Annotated in this window: 13 protein-coding genes; 4 read left to right on the top strand and 9 right to left on the bottom strand. The window is 67.8% G+C overall.

The genetic code is table 11. From position 1 onward, the window contains the following. Positions 1-8: 8 nt before the first annotated feature. Both DB31_RS15260 and DB31_RS15255 read right to left on the bottom strand, forming a co-directional pair. Positions 9-2,783 carry a PKD domain-containing protein gene (locus DB31_RS15260; RefSeq protein WP_044187980.1) on the bottom strand — a complete coding sequence of 925 codons (2,775 nt, stop codon included), beginning with the start codon at positions 2,781-2,783 and terminating at the stop codon, positions 9-11. Between the two features lie 10 nt (positions 2,784-2,793). Beyond that, a complete protein-coding gene (locus DB31_RS15255) occupies positions 2,794-4,239 on the bottom strand; it encodes a PQQ-dependent sugar dehydrogenase family protein (protein WP_044187978.1) in 1,446 nt (481 codons plus the stop codon). Between the two features lie 185 nt (positions 4,240-4,424). Between DB31_RS15255 and DB31_RS15250 the strand changes: the two genes are divergently transcribed. After that, positions 4,425-5,078, top strand: a complete 654-nt coding sequence (locus tag DB31_RS15250; RefSeq protein WP_044187976.1) for a glutathione S-transferase family protein — start codon at positions 4,425-4,427, stop codon at positions 5,076-5,078. An 80-nt stretch (positions 5,079-5,158) separates the two neighbouring features. Here DB31_RS15250 and DB31_RS15245 read toward each other — a convergent pair whose 3' ends face one another. From DB31_RS15245 to DB31_RS15220, 6 genes are read right to left on the bottom strand one after another with little or no spacing between them, the layout of a single operon-like run. Next, entirely contained in the window at positions 5,159-6,946 is a 1,788-nt protein-coding gene (locus DB31_RS15245) for an ABC transporter substrate-binding protein (protein ID WP_240486706.1), read from the bottom strand. Between the two features lie 2 nt (positions 6,947-6,948). Next, on the bottom strand, positions 6,949-7,227 hold the full coding sequence (locus DB31_RS15240) for a DUF2160 domain-containing protein (RefSeq protein ID WP_044187972.1): 279 nt from the start codon (positions 7,225-7,227) through the stop codon (positions 6,949-6,951). A gap of 6 nt (positions 7,228-7,233) precedes the next feature. After that, positions 7,234-8,031, bottom strand: a complete 798-nt coding sequence (locus DB31_RS15235; protein ID WP_044187971.1) for a carbohydrate ABC transporter permease — start codon at positions 8,029-8,031, stop codon at positions 7,234-7,236. Further along, positions 8,028-8,900, bottom strand: coding sequence for a carbohydrate ABC transporter permease (locus DB31_RS15230; RefSeq protein ID WP_044187970.1), 873 nt, complete (start codon positions 8,898-8,900; stop codon positions 8,028-8,030). Before DB31_RS15230 ends, DB31_RS15235 begins: the two co-directional genes overlap by 4 nt. A gap of 18 nt (positions 8,901-8,918) precedes the next feature. After that, entirely contained in the window at positions 8,919-10,007 is a 1,089-nt protein-coding gene (locus DB31_RS15225) for an ABC transporter ATP-binding protein (RefSeq protein WP_044187969.1), read from the bottom strand. Continuing rightward, positions 9,994-11,109, bottom strand: a complete 1,116-nt coding sequence (locus DB31_RS15220; protein WP_240486705.1) for an ABC transporter ATP-binding protein — start codon at positions 11,107-11,109, stop codon at positions 9,994-9,996. The genes DB31_RS15225 and DB31_RS15220 overlap by 14 nt, the downstream gene beginning before the upstream one ends. 244 nt (positions 11,110-11,353) lie before the next feature. Between DB31_RS15220 and DB31_RS15215 the strand changes: the two genes are divergently transcribed. Further along, entirely contained in the window at positions 11,354-12,736 is a 1,383-nt protein-coding gene (locus DB31_RS15215) for an AmpG family muropeptide MFS transporter (protein ID WP_044187967.1), read from the top strand. 28 nt (positions 12,737-12,764) lie between these two features. Here DB31_RS15215 and DB31_RS15210 read toward each other — a convergent pair whose 3' ends face one another. After that, a complete protein-coding gene (locus tag DB31_RS15210; RefSeq protein WP_169787051.1) occupies positions 12,765-14,456 on the bottom strand; it encodes an LVIVD repeat-containing protein in 1,692 nt (563 codons plus the stop codon). Positions 14,457-14,620: 164 nt separating this feature from the next. Here DB31_RS15210 and DB31_RS15205 point away from each other — a divergent pair, with 164 nt between their 5' ends. Then, entirely contained in the window at positions 14,621-15,505 is an 885-nt protein-coding gene (locus DB31_RS15205) for an S-methyl-5'-thioadenosine phosphorylase (protein ID WP_044187963.1), read from the top strand. Positions 15,506-15,568: 63 nt separating this feature from the next. Next, positions 15,569-16,642, top strand: a complete 1,074-nt coding sequence (locus DB31_RS15200; protein ID WP_044187961.1) for a 3-oxoacyl-ACP synthase III family protein — start codon at positions 15,569-15,571, stop codon at positions 16,640-16,642. The last annotated feature ends 1 nt before the right edge of the window (position 16,643 follow it).

Raw genomic sequence — 16,643 nt, 5'->3', positions numbered from 1 at the left:
CTCTCAGCTCAGTACAAGAGCACCTTGCCTGCTCGGAAGAAGCACGCCCGCGTCTCGCCTGCCCCGTCCACTGCGGCATCAATCTCCCCACTGTCCACCGCCCCCAGGTTCTCCGTGCGAGACCAATAGTTGTCCGTGCCTGGCCGAGCCACCTCCAGCTCGCCGCCGTGGGTGAAGGCCAGCCGGGGAGCGCCCCCCGAGTCCACGGCAACGGAGAACTGCGACAGCGAGAAGCCCTCCACCGCAGACAGGGTCACCGTGCTGGCGCTCACGGGATTGGCGAGCACCACCCGGTGCAGCCCATTTGCGCTCAGGACCAGCGGCCCCGCGGGTGCCCAGGTCGTGGAGATCCTCGTGCCGGTCAGGTTCGCCGGCAGCGCCAGCGCCTGCGCCGCGCTCCCGCTCTTCCAGGCTCCCAACAGGTTGGCGCCATAAGGGATGAAGAGCGTCCCCGTGGGGCTGAACGTGGCCTCGCCCAGAGGCGGCTGGCCCGCGTTGGTCCCGAGCGGGAAGGACACCACCTCCCCCGTCCACGCCGCCGTGCCCGTCCGGAAGGCCACCGCCGTGCGCCACACCGTCCCCACCGACGGCACGCTGCCGTACCAGCCATAGACGATGGTGGGCCGCTGGCCACTCGAAGGATCCAGGGAAATGGAGAGCTGCGCGCCCGGCTGAGACGGCACCGTGGCGGAGTCCACGCGCTCGCGGATCCACACACCACTGGAGTTGGAGCGGGTGGCGTACCAGACCCCTCGGCCCGCGAGGGAGTACGCCAGGTGCGGCGTCCCATCCGCCGCGACGGCCATCGCCAGGGACGACTCGACCAGGCCGCCCGTGTTGAACCCCATGCCATCCACCTGCACCATGGCCCACGTGGTGCCCGTGAGCGTGCCGTACCACAGCGAGGGGTGTATCCCTCCGCGGAAGGCCAGATGCGCCACCGCGCCGCGCATCTCCAGTTGGCACGCGGAACCGAAGGACTCGACGCCCTCGGCCACCACCTCTGGGACTCGGACGTAGGGCGTCACGGTGACGGTGCGTGTCGCCGTGGACTGCAGCCCATCATTGTCCGTCACCCCCAGCGTCACGGTGTACGTGCCCGGGGTGAGGTAGGTGTGCGAGGCCTGCGCGGCCGTGCCGCTCACGGGCGCAGTCGCGTCCCCGAAGTCGAAGCGGTAGCTCGTGATGGTGCCATCCGGATCGCTGGAGGTAGCGCCGTCGAAGGTGACCGGGCGAAGCGCCTCGGCCTGAGCAGGTCCCGTGAGCCGGGCCACGGGCGGCAGCCTCACGGGCGCTGGGTCCATGATGATCTGGAGGGTGGCGCTGGCCGCCCGGCCACCGGAGTCCAGGGCCGTCAGGGAGATCTGGTGCGTGCCCTCGACCAGCGAGGCCACATCGAGCGAGGTGCCCTGCCCCAGCGTGCCCCCCAGGTTGGACTGCCAGGTCAGGCGGTTGCCCGTGAGCACCCCATCCTCGGGATCCTGCGCCGCCCCGCGCAAAGCCACCGTGCTCCCCACGGTGAAGTGGGAGCCCGTGGCGGGCGAGGTGATCTGCACGGTGGGCGCGCTGTTGCTGGGGAGCACCTCGACGCGGATGCGCGCGGCGCTCTCGGCACCCGAGCTGTCCCGGGCGGTGAGGAGCAGCTCGTGCGAGCCCGCTGCCAGCCCCGGCACCGTGAGCGGGCTGCCGGTCCCCAGAGCTCCGGCGATGCTGGAGGACCAGCGCAGAGCCGCGCCCGTCAAGGGGCCGTCCTCCGCATCCGTGGCCGTGCCCTCGAGGGTGAGGGGCGTGCCCTCGAAGAGCGTGAAGCCATTGGTGGGCCGGGTGATGGTGACGGTGGGCGCCGTCTGCCCCGGGGCAGTGACGGTCACCAGCACCGAGGCGCTCGCCGCCGCGCCCAGCGAGTCCGTGGCGGTGAGCGTCAACGTGTGCGTGCCGGCCGAGAGCGTCACACTCCGCTGGCGGCCCGCTCCCAGGCTCCCGTCCCGGCTGGAGCTCCATGCGAGCGCGCTGTCCCCCAGCACGCCGTCCTCCGCATCCGTCGCGCTGCCCTGCAACGTGACAGTCTGGGTCGTGAGCAGCTGCGCGCCATCGGAGGGCTGCGAGAGGGTCACCACGGGCTGCTGATTCGTCCCCGGAGGGACGACGTTCACCGTGACGCTCGCGTAGCCTGCCTTGCCCGCGGGATCCACGGCCGTCAGCAGCAAGCGGTGGGTCCCCCGGGCCGCGCCCGTCCAGGAGAGCTGCGTCCCCGTGCCAATGGCACCGGACCGGTCCGAGATCCAGGTGAGCGCCGCCCCGGACAGTGGCCCTGTCTCGGGATCCATGGCCGTCCCGCGCAGCGGGATGGGAGTCCCCTCCACCAGGGAAGCACCCGCGGTGGGAGACTCGATCGCCACCACCGGAGGCTGATCCTCGATGACGACGGTGACGGAGATCTGCGCACGGGCCTGCTTCCCCCCGGAGTCGGTGACGTCCAGGCTGAGCCGGTGCTCGCCCGCGGAGAGCCTGGCGCGCACGAGGCTGCCCGTGCCCAGCTCGCCGTCGACATTGGAGGACCAGCGCAGGGCCGCGCCGCTCAGGCTGCCATCCTCGGCATCACTGCCCGAGCCCACCAGCTCATGCGGGCCCGCGCCCCGCAGCGTGGCCCCCTCCTCGGGCGAGAGGATGCTGGCGGCGGGCACCGCATTCTCCTGCACAGGAGGCTCCGGCGGCTCCGACGGATCCCCCTTGCAGCCCGCCAACGCCACGAGCACGAACACCCAGACGAAGCGTGAGGACATAAGGTAGTCCCTACTGGAACGTCACCTTCGAGCCGGACTGGTAGCAGAAGTGAACCACGCCCGTCGTCGGGCGCTGCGCGAGGGCGATCCGCGCGCTGGAGGCCGCAGTCCCCAGATCCGTATAGGTCCAGTAGTTGTCCGCGCCGGGGGCGACGAACTCCAGGCGGCTACCGTGGAGGTGAACCTCCTGCGGCTTGCCCGAGGCAAAGATGAGATCGCCCACGTAGCTCGCAGCGGGCTCGATGAGAGACAGCCGGCCCGTGGATGCGGACAGCGGAGAAGCAATCGTCACATCCAGGAGATACCCATCCCAGCGCATCAGCACGTGTCCGGCGGTCGTCCTCGCCAGGGAGATATGTTCGGAGGCGTAGATGGCGTTGTTGGAGAACTCCACGACGGCCACGGTCGAGGGCGCCTTCCACGTCCCGAGAGAGAAGTCACCCACAGTCATATAGAGCGTCCCCGTGGGGTCAAAAAGCAGCTCGCCATGGAATTCCTGGTCCGTGGAGACCGAGGCCGTGGGGAACGTGAGCAGGGAGGTGGTCCACGCGGCTGTTCCGGTACGGTAAGCCACAACGGTCCGGTAGCCGTTGCCCCCGCTGGGAATCGGACCGTAGTAGCCATACGCAATGGTGGGGCGGTTGCCCTGAGAGGGATCCAGGGCGATTCCGACGCTCGGAACGTTCATGGGCGGCAAGGCCACAGGATCGATCCGCTCGCGAATCCAGGTCGTTCCCGAGAGCGTGGCGTACCACACGCCCCTGCCCGCCATCACGTAGACGATGTGGGGCTTGCCCGTGGGATCCACCGCGAGGGCCATGGGCCCCTGGAAGGAGCCCCCGGTGTTGAAGCCCAGGCCGTCCACCTGCTGAGTGTTCCAGGTGGTTCCATTCCAGAAGCCGTACCAGATGGAGTTGTGAGGATAGCGGTCATAGATGAGGTGGCCGTTGCCGGCCGGGTCGAACGCCAGGTCACACATCGAACCCGTCGTATCGCTCGAGGTGTCCACGGCCACCGGCGCGAGCGGGACATTGGACGAGGCGCCCTCGGGCAGGCTGGAGACCTCCGCGGACACGCGGAACTGGTAGGTCTCCGTGAGCTGGGCGCCGTCCTGCGTCTCGGCGGTGAGGGTGAGCGAGGCGTCTCCCGCCCGGGGCAAGGTCCACGTGGCCTGAAGGCCCTGAGTCTCCAGCTTGCCTCCGCTGGCGCTCCAGAGCACGGACTTCACCTCCGTGGACGAGGAGACGGCACGGAAGCGCTCCACGGTGCGCTCCAGGTACGGCCCCTGATTCGCGCGCTCCAGCTGGAAGACACGGGGGGGCGCCGCCCGGGGCAAGCCCTCTGCGGCTTCCTCGGGCAGCTGCGCGGGCAGCGGGGACGGGCGCTCCTCACCGCAGGCCACCAGCACGAGGAGACACACACCGGGCAACCACGCCTTCAGGTCAAGCGACGCCAATGGACCGCTCCTTCGATGAAGATGTGGCAAGCGGCTTAGCGGTTGGGCTCTCACAGCGTCAATCGTGATTTTCCCTCATCCCTAGCGGTCCCCCAATCCGCGCTGTCTCCCCTTCGCCACGACAGGCAGAGGCCCGTGGGGCATGCTGCGCGCCCCACACCGTAGAGACAAAAAGCGAGACGAGCGTGATCCGGGTCACTGCATTCCGTTGGGTACCGCCCTTTGCCCAGGGACTGGTGCGAGATCTTCGCGTGCGCTGGGCGCTGGACGAGGCGGGACTTCCGTATGAGGAGCGGCTGATCGGATTCGAGGATCAGAAGACGGAGAGCTATCGCCGCATGCAGCCCTTCGGGCAGGTCCCCGTCTATGAGGAGGACGGGCTGGTGCTCTTCGAGTCCGGCGCCATCGTCCTGCACATCGCCGAGAAGTCCGAGGCGCTGATGCCGTCCGAGCCGAACGCCCGGGCGCGCACGAAGACGTGGATCTTCGCGGCGCTGAACTCGCTGGAGCAGCACGTGCAGAACTACACGTCGCTCGACCTGTTCTTCGCCAAGGAGGAGTGGGCGAAGCAGCGGCGGCCCTCGGCGCTCGAGACGCTGCAGGGCCGGCTCCAGGACCTGGCCCGCTGGATGGAAGGCCGGGAGTACCTGGAGGAGCGCTTCACCGCGGGCGACCTGATGATGTCCTCGGTGCTGCGCATCATGCGCCACACGGAGCTGCTCGCGAAGTACCCGGTGCTCGCGGCCTACCATCAGCGCTGCGAGGCGCGGCCCGCCTTCCAGAAGGCGCTGGCGGCCCAGATGGCACCCTTCGCCAAGAACGCCCCCCCCGGGATGTAGCTGGCCCGATACAGCCGCGGCTACAAGGTGGCAGCAGAAGGCGGCGAGCATGAAGCCCGCCGCCCCTCAGGCCTCAGGCGTTACTTCACCCGGCCTTCCTTCCAGGCCTGCAGCAGCTGCTCGTAGGGCACCGTCTCGCCCTTCGGCTTCTCGTTGGCCAGCTTCTGGTGCGGCGCCTTGTCCGCCGACAGCCACTCCTTCGGATCCTTCTCCGGGTTCAGCTTCGGCGGGCAGTTCTTCATGCCCGCGCGCTCCAGGCGCGCCAGCACGTCGTCCATCTCCTTGGCCAGCTTGTCCATCGCCCCCTGCGGCGTCTGCTCGCCCGTCACCGCCAGGCTCACGTTCTGCCACCAGAGCTGCGCCAGCTTCGGGTAGTCCGGCACGTTCGTCCCCGTCGGCGTCCACGCCACGCGCGCCGGGCTCCGGTAGAACTCCACCAGACCGCCCAGCTTGTCCGCCACCTTCGTCACGTGCTCCGACCGGATGTCCGAGTCACGAATGGGCGTCAGGCCCACCAGGAACTTCTTCAGCGACGTCGTCTTCGCCACCGTGAACTGCGCGTACAGCCACGCCATCTTCCGGCGCTCCAGCGGCGTGCTGTTCAGCATCGTCCACGAGCCCGTGTCCTGGTAGCCCAGCTTCATCCCGTCCTGCCAGTACGGGCCGTGCGGCGAGGGCGCCATGCGCCACTTCGGCGTCCCGTCCGCGTTCACGACCGCCAGCCCCGGCTTCGTCAGCGCCGCCGTGAAGCCCGTGTACCAGAAGATCTGCTGCGCCACGTTGCCCTGCCCGGGCACCGGTCCCGCCTCGGAGAACGTCATGCCCGAGGCCTCCGGCGGCGCGAACTTCTTCAGCCAGTCGATGTACTTCGTCAGCGCGTACACCGCCGCCGGCCCGTTCGCCTCACCGCCGCGAGACACCGACGAGCCCGCCGGGTTGCAGCCCTCCACACGGATGCCCCACTCGTCCACCGGGTTGCCATTCGGGATGCCCTTGTCGCCCACTCCCGCCATGGACAGCCACGCGTCCGTGAAGCGCCAGCCGAGCGACGGATCCTTCTTGCCGTAGTCCATGTGCCCGTACACCCGGACACCGTCGATCTCCTTCACGTCGTTCGAGAAGAAGTTCGCGATGTCCTCGTACGCGCTCCAGTTCACCGGCACGCCCAGCTCGTAGCCGTACTTCTTCTTGAACTTCTCCTTCAGGTCCGGCCGCGCGAACCAGTCCGCCCGGAACCAGTACAGGTTGGCGAACTGCTGGTCCGGCAGCTGGTACATCTTCTCGTCCGGCGCCGTGACGAAGCTCTTCCCCATGAAGTCGTCCACGTCGAGCGTGGGCAGCGTCACGTCCTTGCCCTCGCCCGTCATGAAGTCCGACAGCGGCACCACGAACCCGTAGCGGAAGTGCGTTCCGATCAGGTCGCTGTCGTTCACGTACATGTCGTAGATGCTCTTGCCCGTCTGCATCTGCGTCTGCAGCTTCTCGATGACGTCGCCTTCCTGGATCAGGTCGTGCTTCACCTTGATGCCAGTGATCTCCTCGAAGGCCTTGGCCAGCGTCTTGGACTCATAGACGTGGGTGTCGATCGTCTCGGAGACGACGTTGATCGTCTGCCCCCGGAATGGCTTGGCCGCGTCCCGGAACCACTTCAGCTCGGCCAGCTGCTGCTCGCGCGTGAGCGTGGAGGGCTGGAACTCCGAGTCCACCCACTTCTCCGCGGCCTTCTCCAGCGCGGCGGTGTCCTCGGCCGCGGGCGCCTGCTGCTGCGCGGCCTCCGTCTTGGGTGTTTCCTCCTTGGACTCCTTCTTACATCCGGTGAAGGAGACAGCCACGGCCACGGCCAGGGCGCTTCTCAATACGTTCTTCAAGATTACCCCCATCTTCCGATGACGAGCATGAACAGCACAGACAGCATGACAGCAACCCACTGCGAAGCTTCCGTCAGGCCCAGCCACGCGAGGTTGATCCACGCGCTGCCCATCAGCCCGAGGAACAGCCGGTCCCCTCGGGTGGTGGGCATGGGCAGAAATCCGCGCCGGGGCACCGACGGCGACACCACGCCCCACACGGTATAGGCGGCGATGAGCGCCGCGATGACGGCGAAGAACACCGCCGTCTCGAACGTCCACGCCATCCACTGGAGATCCATGGCGGCTCACACCCTCCCCAGGGCGAAGCCCTTGGCGATGTAGTTGCGCACGAAGTAGATGACGATGGCTCCCGGCACCAGCGTGAGAACACCCGCCGCCGCGAGCACGCCCCAGTCCATACCGGCCGCGCTCACCGTGCGCGTCATGGTGGCGGCGATGGGCTTGGTGTCCACCGAGGTGAGCGTGCGCGCCAGCAGCAGCTCCACCCACGAGAACATGAAGCAGAAGAACGCCGTCACTCCCACGCCCGAGCGCACCAGCGGCAGGAAGATGCGCACGAAGAAGCGAGGGAAGCTGTAGCCGTCGATGAAGGCCGTCTCGTCAATCTCCCGGGGCACCCCGGACATGAAGCCCTCGAGGATCCACACCGCCAGCGGCACGGTGAAGAGCATGTGCGCCAGCGCCACGGCCCACGGCGTGTCGAACAGGCCGATGCTCGAGTAGAGCTGGAAGAAGGGCAGCAGGAACACCGCCGGCGGCGCCATGCGGTTGCTCAGCAGCCAGAAGAACAGGTGGGTGTCCCCCAGGAACCGGTAGCGCGAGAACGCGTACGCCGCCGGCAGCGCCAGCAGCACGGACAGCACGGTGTTGATGGCCACATACGTGAGCGAGTTGATGTAGCCCTGGCGCCAGTCCGGATCCGTGAAGATGACGAGGTAATTGGCCAGGGTGGGCGCGCGAGGGAACAGCGTGAAGGGTCCGAGGATCTCCTCGTTCGTCTTCAGCGACATGCCCAGCAGCCAGTACACCGGAATCAGGCTCAGCAGCAGGTAGAGCGGGACGGCGAAGCGGGACAGTCTCATCGGGTCTGTCCCTGCCCCGCGTGCGTCATCGCAGTGTAGAAGACGTAGCTGAACAGCAGCACCACCAGGAAGTAGATCAGCGAGAACGCCGCTGCGGGCCCCAGGTCGAACTGCCCCACCGCCTGCCGCGTGAGGTACTGGCTGAGGAAGGTGGTGGCGTTGCCCGGCCCGCCGCCCGTGAGCACGAAGGGCTCCGTGTAGATCATGAAGCTGTCCATGAAGCGCAGCAGCACGGCGATGGTCAGCACGCCGCGCAGCCGGGGCAGCTGGATGTAGCGGAACGTGGCCCACGCCGAGGCGCCGTCGATGCGAGCCGCCTGGTAGAAGGCCTCGGGGATTGCACGCAGGCCCGCGTAGCACAGCAGCGCCACCAGCGGCGTCCAGTGCCACACGTCCATGGCCAGCACGGTGAGCCACGCGTCCAGCGCGTCCGCCGTGTAGTTGTAGTCAAAGCCCAGCTTGTTGATGACCACGCCCAGCAGGCCGATGTCCCCGCGCGCGAAGATCTGCCAGATGGTGCCCACCACGTTCCATGGGATGAGCAGCGGCAGCGCCAGCACCACCAGGCTCACCGAGGCCGCCCGCCCCTTCATGGGCAGCACCAGCGCCAGCGCGATGCCCAGCGGAATCTCAATGGCCAGCACCGCCAGCGAGTAGCCGAGCTGCCGCCGCAGCGCGCCGTGCAGCTCGGGGTCTCTGAGCACCTTGCGGAACCACTCGGTCCCCACGAACACGTGCTGGTCCGGGCCGAGGATGTCCTGCACCGAGTAGTTCACCACCGTCATCAGCGGGATGACGGCGCTGAAGGCCACCACCACCAGCACGGGCACCACCATGAACCAGGCGCGGTTATTCGTCGGCTTGTCCAAGTCCTCTCCTCCCTGCGCTCAGGTGACGGCGCGGCCGTCCACGTAGAGGGTGGTCCACTTCGCCGGGAACTCCAGCCAACAGCTCTCTCCCGCAGCGAGCCGCTCCTCCTCCGGCAGCCGAACCTTCACCACCTGCTGCCCCAGCTTCGCCGTCGCGATTCGGTAGCGCCCCAGGTCCTCCACTTGTGACACCTCCACGCGCAGCGCGGAGGGTGTGCCCTCCGGCACCCGGCGTACGAACTCCGGACGGATGCCGAGCCTCAGCTCGCCCCCGCTCGCCTTCGCCTTCGCGCTCACCTCCGCGGACAGCGGAAGCCGATGTCCCTCCACCACCACCGCGCCCTCCTCCACCGCGCATGGCAGCAGGTTCATGCCCGGGCTGCCGATGAAGTAGCCCACGAAGGTCTCCGCCGGGCGCTCGAAGAGCTCCTGTGGCGTGCCCACCTGCATCACCCGGCCCAGGTTCATCACCACCACCTGATCGGCCAGCGTCAGCGCCTCCACCTGATCGTGCGTCACGTACACGAGCGTCACCTTCAGGCTCTCGTGCACCTGCTTCAGCTTGCGGCGCAGCAGCCACTTCACGTGCGGATCAATCACCGTGAGCGGCTCGTCCAGGAGGATGGCCGCCACGTCCTTGCGCACCAGTCCTCGCCCCAGCGAGATGCGCTGCCGCATGTCCGCCGAGAGCCCGCTGGCCCGCCGCTTCAGCTCACCCGTGAGCTCCAGCAGCTCGGCCACCTCCTCGACGCGCGTCCGTGTCTCGGACGGGCTCACGCCCCGGTTGCGCAGCGGGAAGGCCAGGTTCTCGGCCACCGTCATCGTGTCGTAGATGACCGGGAACTGGAACACCTGGGCGATGTTGCGCTCCTGTGGCGGAGCCACCGTCACATCCACGCCGTTGATGAGCACCTGCCCCCGCGTGGGCCGCAGCAGGCCGGAGATGATGTTGAGCAGCGTCGTCTTCCCGCAGCCCGAGGGTCCCAAGAGCGCGTACGCCCCGCCATCCTGCCAGACGAGCTCCAGCGGCCGCAGCGCCCAGTCCTTGTCGGACGCGGGGGACGCCACATACGAGTGCCCCACGCCCCGCAGCTCAATGCGCGCCATGTGTGGCCTCCTGGCGGGACGCGGGAGGAGCAGCCATCAGGCGCCCTTCCGGACTGAACGCGAACACCCTCGACGGCGCGAGGAAGAGATCCAGTTGCGTGCCGAACGGGTGCCGATGGATGCCCTCCACCTGCGCGGTGACGGTGAGCCGCTCGTGCGTCGCGTGGACCAGCGTCTCCGAGCCGCTCACCTCCTCCACCTCCACCCGCGCGGTCAGACGCACGTCCGAGGCCGACTCGGGCGCGAGCCTCAGATGGTGGGCGCGCAAGCCCAGCCGGTACTTCCCGGGCGCCAGCGAACGAAGGTGCCCGCTCAACGGCAGCGTCACGTCGGGTGACAGCCGAGCCTCCGTGCCGGACACCTCCACCTCCCACAGGTTCATCTGCGGATCGCTGAAGACCTGGCCCACGCGCTCCGTGGCGGGCGACTGGTAGACCTCCAGCGTGGGGCCCACCTGCAGCAGCCGCCCCTCGTGCAGCACCGCCGTGCGGCCACCGAGCAACAGTGCCTCCGTGGGCTCCGTGGTCGCATAGACGATGACCGCGGGCCGATCCCGGAAGATGTGCCGCATCTCCGTGCGCAGCTCCTCGCGCAGCTTGTAGTCCAGGTTCGCCAGCGGCTCGTCCAGCAGCAGCAGCGAGGCGTCCTTCACCAGCGCGCGCGCCATGGCCGTGCGCTGCTGCTGTCCGCCGCTCAGCTCGGCTGGGAGCCGGTCCAGGAAGGGCTCCAGCCGGAGCACCGCAGCGGTGTCGCGCACGCGCTTGTCGATCTCCTGCTTGCTCAGCTTGCCGGCCAGCCGGAGCGGAGAGGCGATGTTCTCGTAGACGGTGAGCGAGGGGTAGTTGACGAACTGCTGGTACACCATGGCCACGTTGCGGCGGCGCACGTCCCAGCGCGTCACATCCACTCCATCGAAGCGGATGGAGCCCGAGGTGGGCCGGTCCAGCCCGGCCATCAGCCGAAGCAGGGACGTCTTCCCCGCCCGGGTGCGCCCCAGCAGGATGTTGAACGAGCCCGGTTCGAGCTTCAGGTGGATGTCCGCGAGGTACATCTCCCCGCCGACCGTCCGCCCCACGTTGTCGAGTTCGATGCCTTGCTTCAACGAGCTCCCCTCGAGTGCCCCGCGTCGCGGGCGGCGAATCTAGGGGGAGCCATGGGCGGGAGCCAGTTTCACGTCACAATCCGCAGGACGTCCGGGGATGGGACTTCTTTTGAGCCCGCCCCCTCTCCCTCTATCCGCTACCGGACGGCCGCGCCGCCTCAGGGCAGCCGAGCGGGCACTCCTTCCGAGCCCTCAATCGTGCGAAGTGAAGCGGAAGGCGTAGAGTGCGTCCCCCGGCCTACCTATGTCCTCACCTTCCCTCCTGACCGTCCTGAAGAGCCCCCGCGTGTGGCTGATGCTGGCCATGGGCTTCTCGTCCGGCCTGCCGCTCTACCTGACCAGCAGCACGCTGGCGGCGTGGATGACCAACGAGGGCGTGTCCCTGAAGACCATCGGCATCTTCTCGCTGGTGGGCACCTCCTACACGTTCAAGTTCCTCTGGTCCCCGCTGATGGACCGCTACTACCCGCCCTTCCTGGGCCGGCGGCGCGGCTGGATGCTGGTGACACAGGTGCTGCTCGCCGCCGCCCTCTTCGCCATGGGCCAGGTGAACCCGCGCGAGGACGCTTGGACCATGGCCGCCCTGGCCGCCCTGGTGGCCTTCTTCTCCGCCAGCCAGGACATCGTCGCGGATGCCTACCGGACCGACCTGCTCAGCGTGGAGGAGCGCGCGCTGGGCGTGCCCACCTTCACCCTCGGCTACCGCATCGGAATGCTCTTCGCGATGGCGGGCGCGCTCACCCTCTCGGACATCATCGGCTGGAAGTACAGCTATGCCGCCATGGGCGCGCTCATGTCCGTGGGCATCATCGCCACCCTGCTCGCTCCCGAGCCCACGAAGACTCAGTCCCCGCCAACACTCGTCACGGCGGTGGTGCACCCGTTCCTGGACTTCTTCGGGCGCTACGCGCGCGCGCTGACCACGCACGAAAACCGTCGGTCTCTCGGCAACGTCATCAAGCGCTACTGGGTGCCGATCACCCTCCTGGCCTTCCTCATCCTGTTCCGCGTGGGTGATGCCATCGCATTCCGGATGACGACCTCGTTCATCCTGAAGCTGGGCTTCACCAACACGCAACTGGGTGCCATCCAGAAGGGCGTGGGCATGGCTGGCGCTATCAGCGGCGCGCTGATCGGCGGCATGCTGCTGATCAAGATCGGCCTGCGGCGGGGCCTGTTCCTCTTTGGTGCCGCCCAGGCGCTCACCAACCTGCTCTACATCGCGCTCCAAGCCCGGGGAGCCGACCCCTACTTCCTCGCGCTCACCGTGGGAGCAGACAACTTCACGGGGGGCATGGGCGGCGCCGCCATCACCGTCTTCATGACGGCGCTGTGCAACAAGAAGTTCTCCGCCACCCAATACGCGCTGCTGTCCAGCCTGGGTGCGGTGCCCATGCAGTTGCTGGGCGCCTTCTCGGGCTTCCTGGCCGAGTCCGTGAGCTGGCCCTCCTTCTTCATCTTCACCACGATCGCCATGGTCCCCGCCCTGGTCGTGCTGCTGGTGATCCCCAACGAGGCGGGGTTCACGCCACAGCCCGAGGCCGCCACGGAAGAGCTCACCTACCCCACGCAGGCCCCCGAGGCCGCAGCGGAACTGGCTGCGGCGGCCAAGAAGAGCGCGGGCTGAGCGCGCCGAGAGACGACTGCGCGCTCACTCAGGGACAGGCATGGCCGGCGCCAGGAGGCTGCGCGGGCGGAAGCTGGAAGTTCGTGTTGCTCATGAAGAGGCCCAGTTTCGGCACCTCATCGCAGCGAGGCCCTTTGTAGCGCAGCACGTACAGGCCGTTGTTGACGTCCGCGACGTAGATGTAGCCGTTGTAGAGCAACGGGTGAGACCACATCCACACGTCGGGGCTGTCTCGGAAGCGCTCCACTATCTGCTCCGCGGGCCGAGGCACGAAGACGCCCACCTCCATCGGGAGAACGGGGTTGGCGATGTCCCAAGCGCGCAGCCCCGCCGAGTACCAGGAGATGAAGAAGAGGTTGGAAAAGACCAGCTGCTGGTGCGGAGAGAACTCCCGCCTCAGCGCCGGGTCTCCAGGGCCGCCCACGAAGCAGTTCGCCTCCAGGTTCTCGGGCACCAGGTAGCGCGAGACGAACTGAGGAGCCTTCTCGTTGGAGATGTCCAGGATGGTGCCCACGCTCCAGGGGCAGGTGTCGGTGCCATTGCGCTCGCCCGACACCAGCAGGTACGGCCTGCCCGGCACGGCATAGGCCGAGTGTTCCGTCCACCCGTAGGGCGGTGTCATGTCGATCCGTGCTTTCGGATCGGGGTTGAGCTTGCGCAGGCAGAGGTTGGGATCGGTGTTGCTCCGCTCGTCCTCGGTGACCGTGTCACGCTTGCACGGCAGCTTCTGAGCCAGCCGCGTGCTGTCCAGGATGTAGTAGCCCGCATGAATGTTGGCCACGTACACCCGCGAGCCGTCGGGAGAGACGGACATGGAGTGGACGTTGTTGCGCTGGACGGACGGCTTGCCTCCCGGATCGAAGATGAAGTGGTCATCGCGGTACTCGGAAGGAGCCACGGGCTCCTGGTGCGGGACCGCTGGCGCGAGCGTGAAGGTGGCCACCGGCGTGCTGCTCACCGGCCCTGAAGGCGGGGAGAGGAGCTCGAAGACGCGCACCGAGGGCTCATGCACCTCCCCCAGATGGATGGAGGAGTAGATCAGGAAGCGCGTGCGCTCCTTGGGATCTCTCCAGAGGAAGAACTCGTGAGGCCGATCCTGTCCCAGGGAGATCGTCTGCTTGAGCACGGGGCGGCGGCAGTCGGTGATGTCATAGATCTGGTAGTTGTTCCCCTCGCCGGGGTCGAGCCCCGTCTCCCGGAAGTTCATGATGATGAGGGTGTTCGCATCCGGGATGGTGCGCAGCTCGCGGGAGGTGGCGTTGAGGAGGGTCGGGAACGAGCCCACCACCGTGGGCTTGCGCGGGTTGGAGATGTCCACGATCAGCACGTCCGGCGGCAAGGCGGGCGTGCCAAACGCGGGTCCCGTCCCAGGCCTCCGGCCGACGCGACTGCCCACGTACAGACAATTCCCCGAGATGCCGATCGGACCGTTCAGTCCTCGCGCGATGGTGCCGCCGGGGTTGGGCAAGGGGCTGTAGCCCATGAGCTGGAAGTTCTCGATCTGCGGCAAGCTCTCCCGCGGGACACGCATCGCTCCGATGATCGGCCGCGGTGCCTTCTTGAAGGGCGTGTCCACCAGGCGGGAGCTGGCTGGCCGCCCGCTTCCACTCATCGCCTGTTGGGCCCTGGCCTCTCCGAGGCCCACGACCGCGACCAGCAGCAAGCTCAGCCAGCGCAAGTGCGCGACCAGCAGCCAGAGGCCTCCAGTTCCGTGGTGCATCCGCTCCCCCTGGGTCTCCATTGGGAATCCAACGTAAGGACGCGCCTCTCGCCTCTCGATGGATCCGGGGTCGTGCACCGGGGGCGCAGGATCAACACTCAGCCCGGCCCGGCCCGCCGTCTTCGGTGTTGCCTCACCGAGGCCTGGGGGAGAAGACTGCCGCCATGTCCACCTCCTCCAAACCTGTCATTGGCGTCATCGGCGGCAGCGGCCTCTACCAGATCGACGGCCTGACGGATGTCTCCTGGCGCAAGGTGTCATCGCCTTTTGGCGAGCCCTCGGATGAGCTGTGCTTCGGCACGCTCGAGGGCCAGCCCGTGGTGTTCCTCCCCCGGCACGGCCGAGGCCACCGCATCCCGCCCTCCGAGCTGAACTCCCGCGCCAACATCGATGCGCTCAAGCGCAGCGGTGTCACCACCATCCTCTCGCTCTCGGCCGTAGGCAGCCTGCGCGAGGACCTGCCCCCCGGCACCTTCGTCGTGGTGGATCAGTTCATCGACCGGACCTTCGCCCGGCAGAAGAGCTTCTTCGGCACCGGTTGCGTGGCCCACGTCTCCATGGCCCACCCCGTGTGCACGCGCGTCGGCGACGCGGTGATGGCCGCCAGCCAAGGCGTGGACATCACCGTGAAGCGCGGCGGCACGTACCTCGTCATGGAGGGGCCCCAGTTCTCCTCGCTCGCCGAGAGTGAGCTGTACCGGCACTGGAAGTGCGACGTCATCGGCATGACGAACATGCCCGAGGCCAAGCTCGCCCGGGAGGCGGAGATTTGTTACGCGACGGTGGCCATGGTCACGGACTTCGACTGCTGGCACCCGGGCCATGACGCCGTCACCGTGGACCAGGTCGTCTCCGTGCTCCTGGCCAATGCGGGCAAGGCGCGCGCCCTCGTCAAGAAGGTCGTCCCCTTGCTGGGCGGGCATCAGGGCCCTTGCAAGCACGGCTGCCAGACCTGCCTGGATACCGCCATCATGACCGCGCCCGAAGCAAGGGACCCCGCCGTGATGCAGCGCTTGGATGCCGTGGCTGGGAGGGTCCTGCGGCGCTGAACGTGACGGGTACTTGCTCCCGCCGTGCTGGCCGCATAAAGCAGCGGGCCGCCAAGGAGACCCATGCCCACTGCCTTTACTCGAGTTCTTGGAAGCGGCTTCGTTACTGGGGAGCACTGCGTCAAAAACGAGGCCCTGTCGAAGATCTGCGACACCTCGGATGAGTGGATTCGCGAGCGCACCGGTATCGAGCAGCGCTACTTCGTCGAGGAGGGAACCACCACGAGCGACCTGGGCGTGCGCGCCGCGCGCAAGGCGCTCGAGGACGCGAAGGTGTCCCCCGAGGAGATCGACTACATCGTCTTCGCCACGATGACCCCGGACTACTACTTCCCGGGGTGCGGCGGCCTGCTGCAAACGAAGCTCGGGCTGGCCAACGTGCCGGCGCTGGACATCCGCCAGCAGTGCAGCGGCTTCATCTATGGCCTGCAGGTGTGTGACGCGCTGATCCGTTCGGGCGCGGCCAAGCGGCTGCTGTTCGTGGGCGCCGAGGTCCACACCGGCTTCATGCCCTGGTCGAAGCAGGCGTTTGACCTGATCACCGACAAGGCCCAGGGCGAGCTGCCCAAGGACGAGCACGACTTCAACACGAAGTTCCGCGACCGCACCTCGCTGTTCGGGGACGCGGCGGGCGCCATGGTGCTGGGCCCCACGGACAACCCGGAGCGCGGCCTGCTGGGCTTCGTGCTGCACTCGGATGGCAGCAAGGCGGAGAGCCTGTACGTGGCCTCGGCGGGCTTCGCCTACCGTCCGTACGTGGGCGGCGACACGCACATCAAGGAGGCGCGCTACGTGCCGTCGATGGACGGCCGCACGGTGTTCAAGATGGCCGTGTCGAAGATGCCCGAGGCCGTGCACGAGGTCTGCCAGAAGGTGGGCGTCACGGTGGACGACATCCACATGCTGATCGCCCACCAGGCCAACCTGCGCATCAACGAGGCGGTGCAGAAGGCGCTGAAGCTGCCGGACGAGCGTGTGTACAACAACATCCAGCGCTACGGGAACACCACAGCGGCGACGATTCCCATCGCCTATGACGAGTGCCGCCGCAACGGCAAGGTGAAGGAGGGAGACCTGGTGTGCTTCGTGGGCCTGGGCGCCGGGTTCCACTGGGGCGCGGCGCTGATGCGCGAGTAGT

The sequence above is a fragment of the Hyalangium minutum genome, assembly GCF_000737315.1.
GTDB classification, from domain to species: Bacteria; Myxococcota; Myxococcia; order Myxococcales; family Myxococcaceae; genus Hyalangium; species Hyalangium minutum.
The sequence above is the reverse complement of the archived record's forward strand: the minus strand, read 5'-3'. Positions and strand labels throughout refer to the sequence as shown.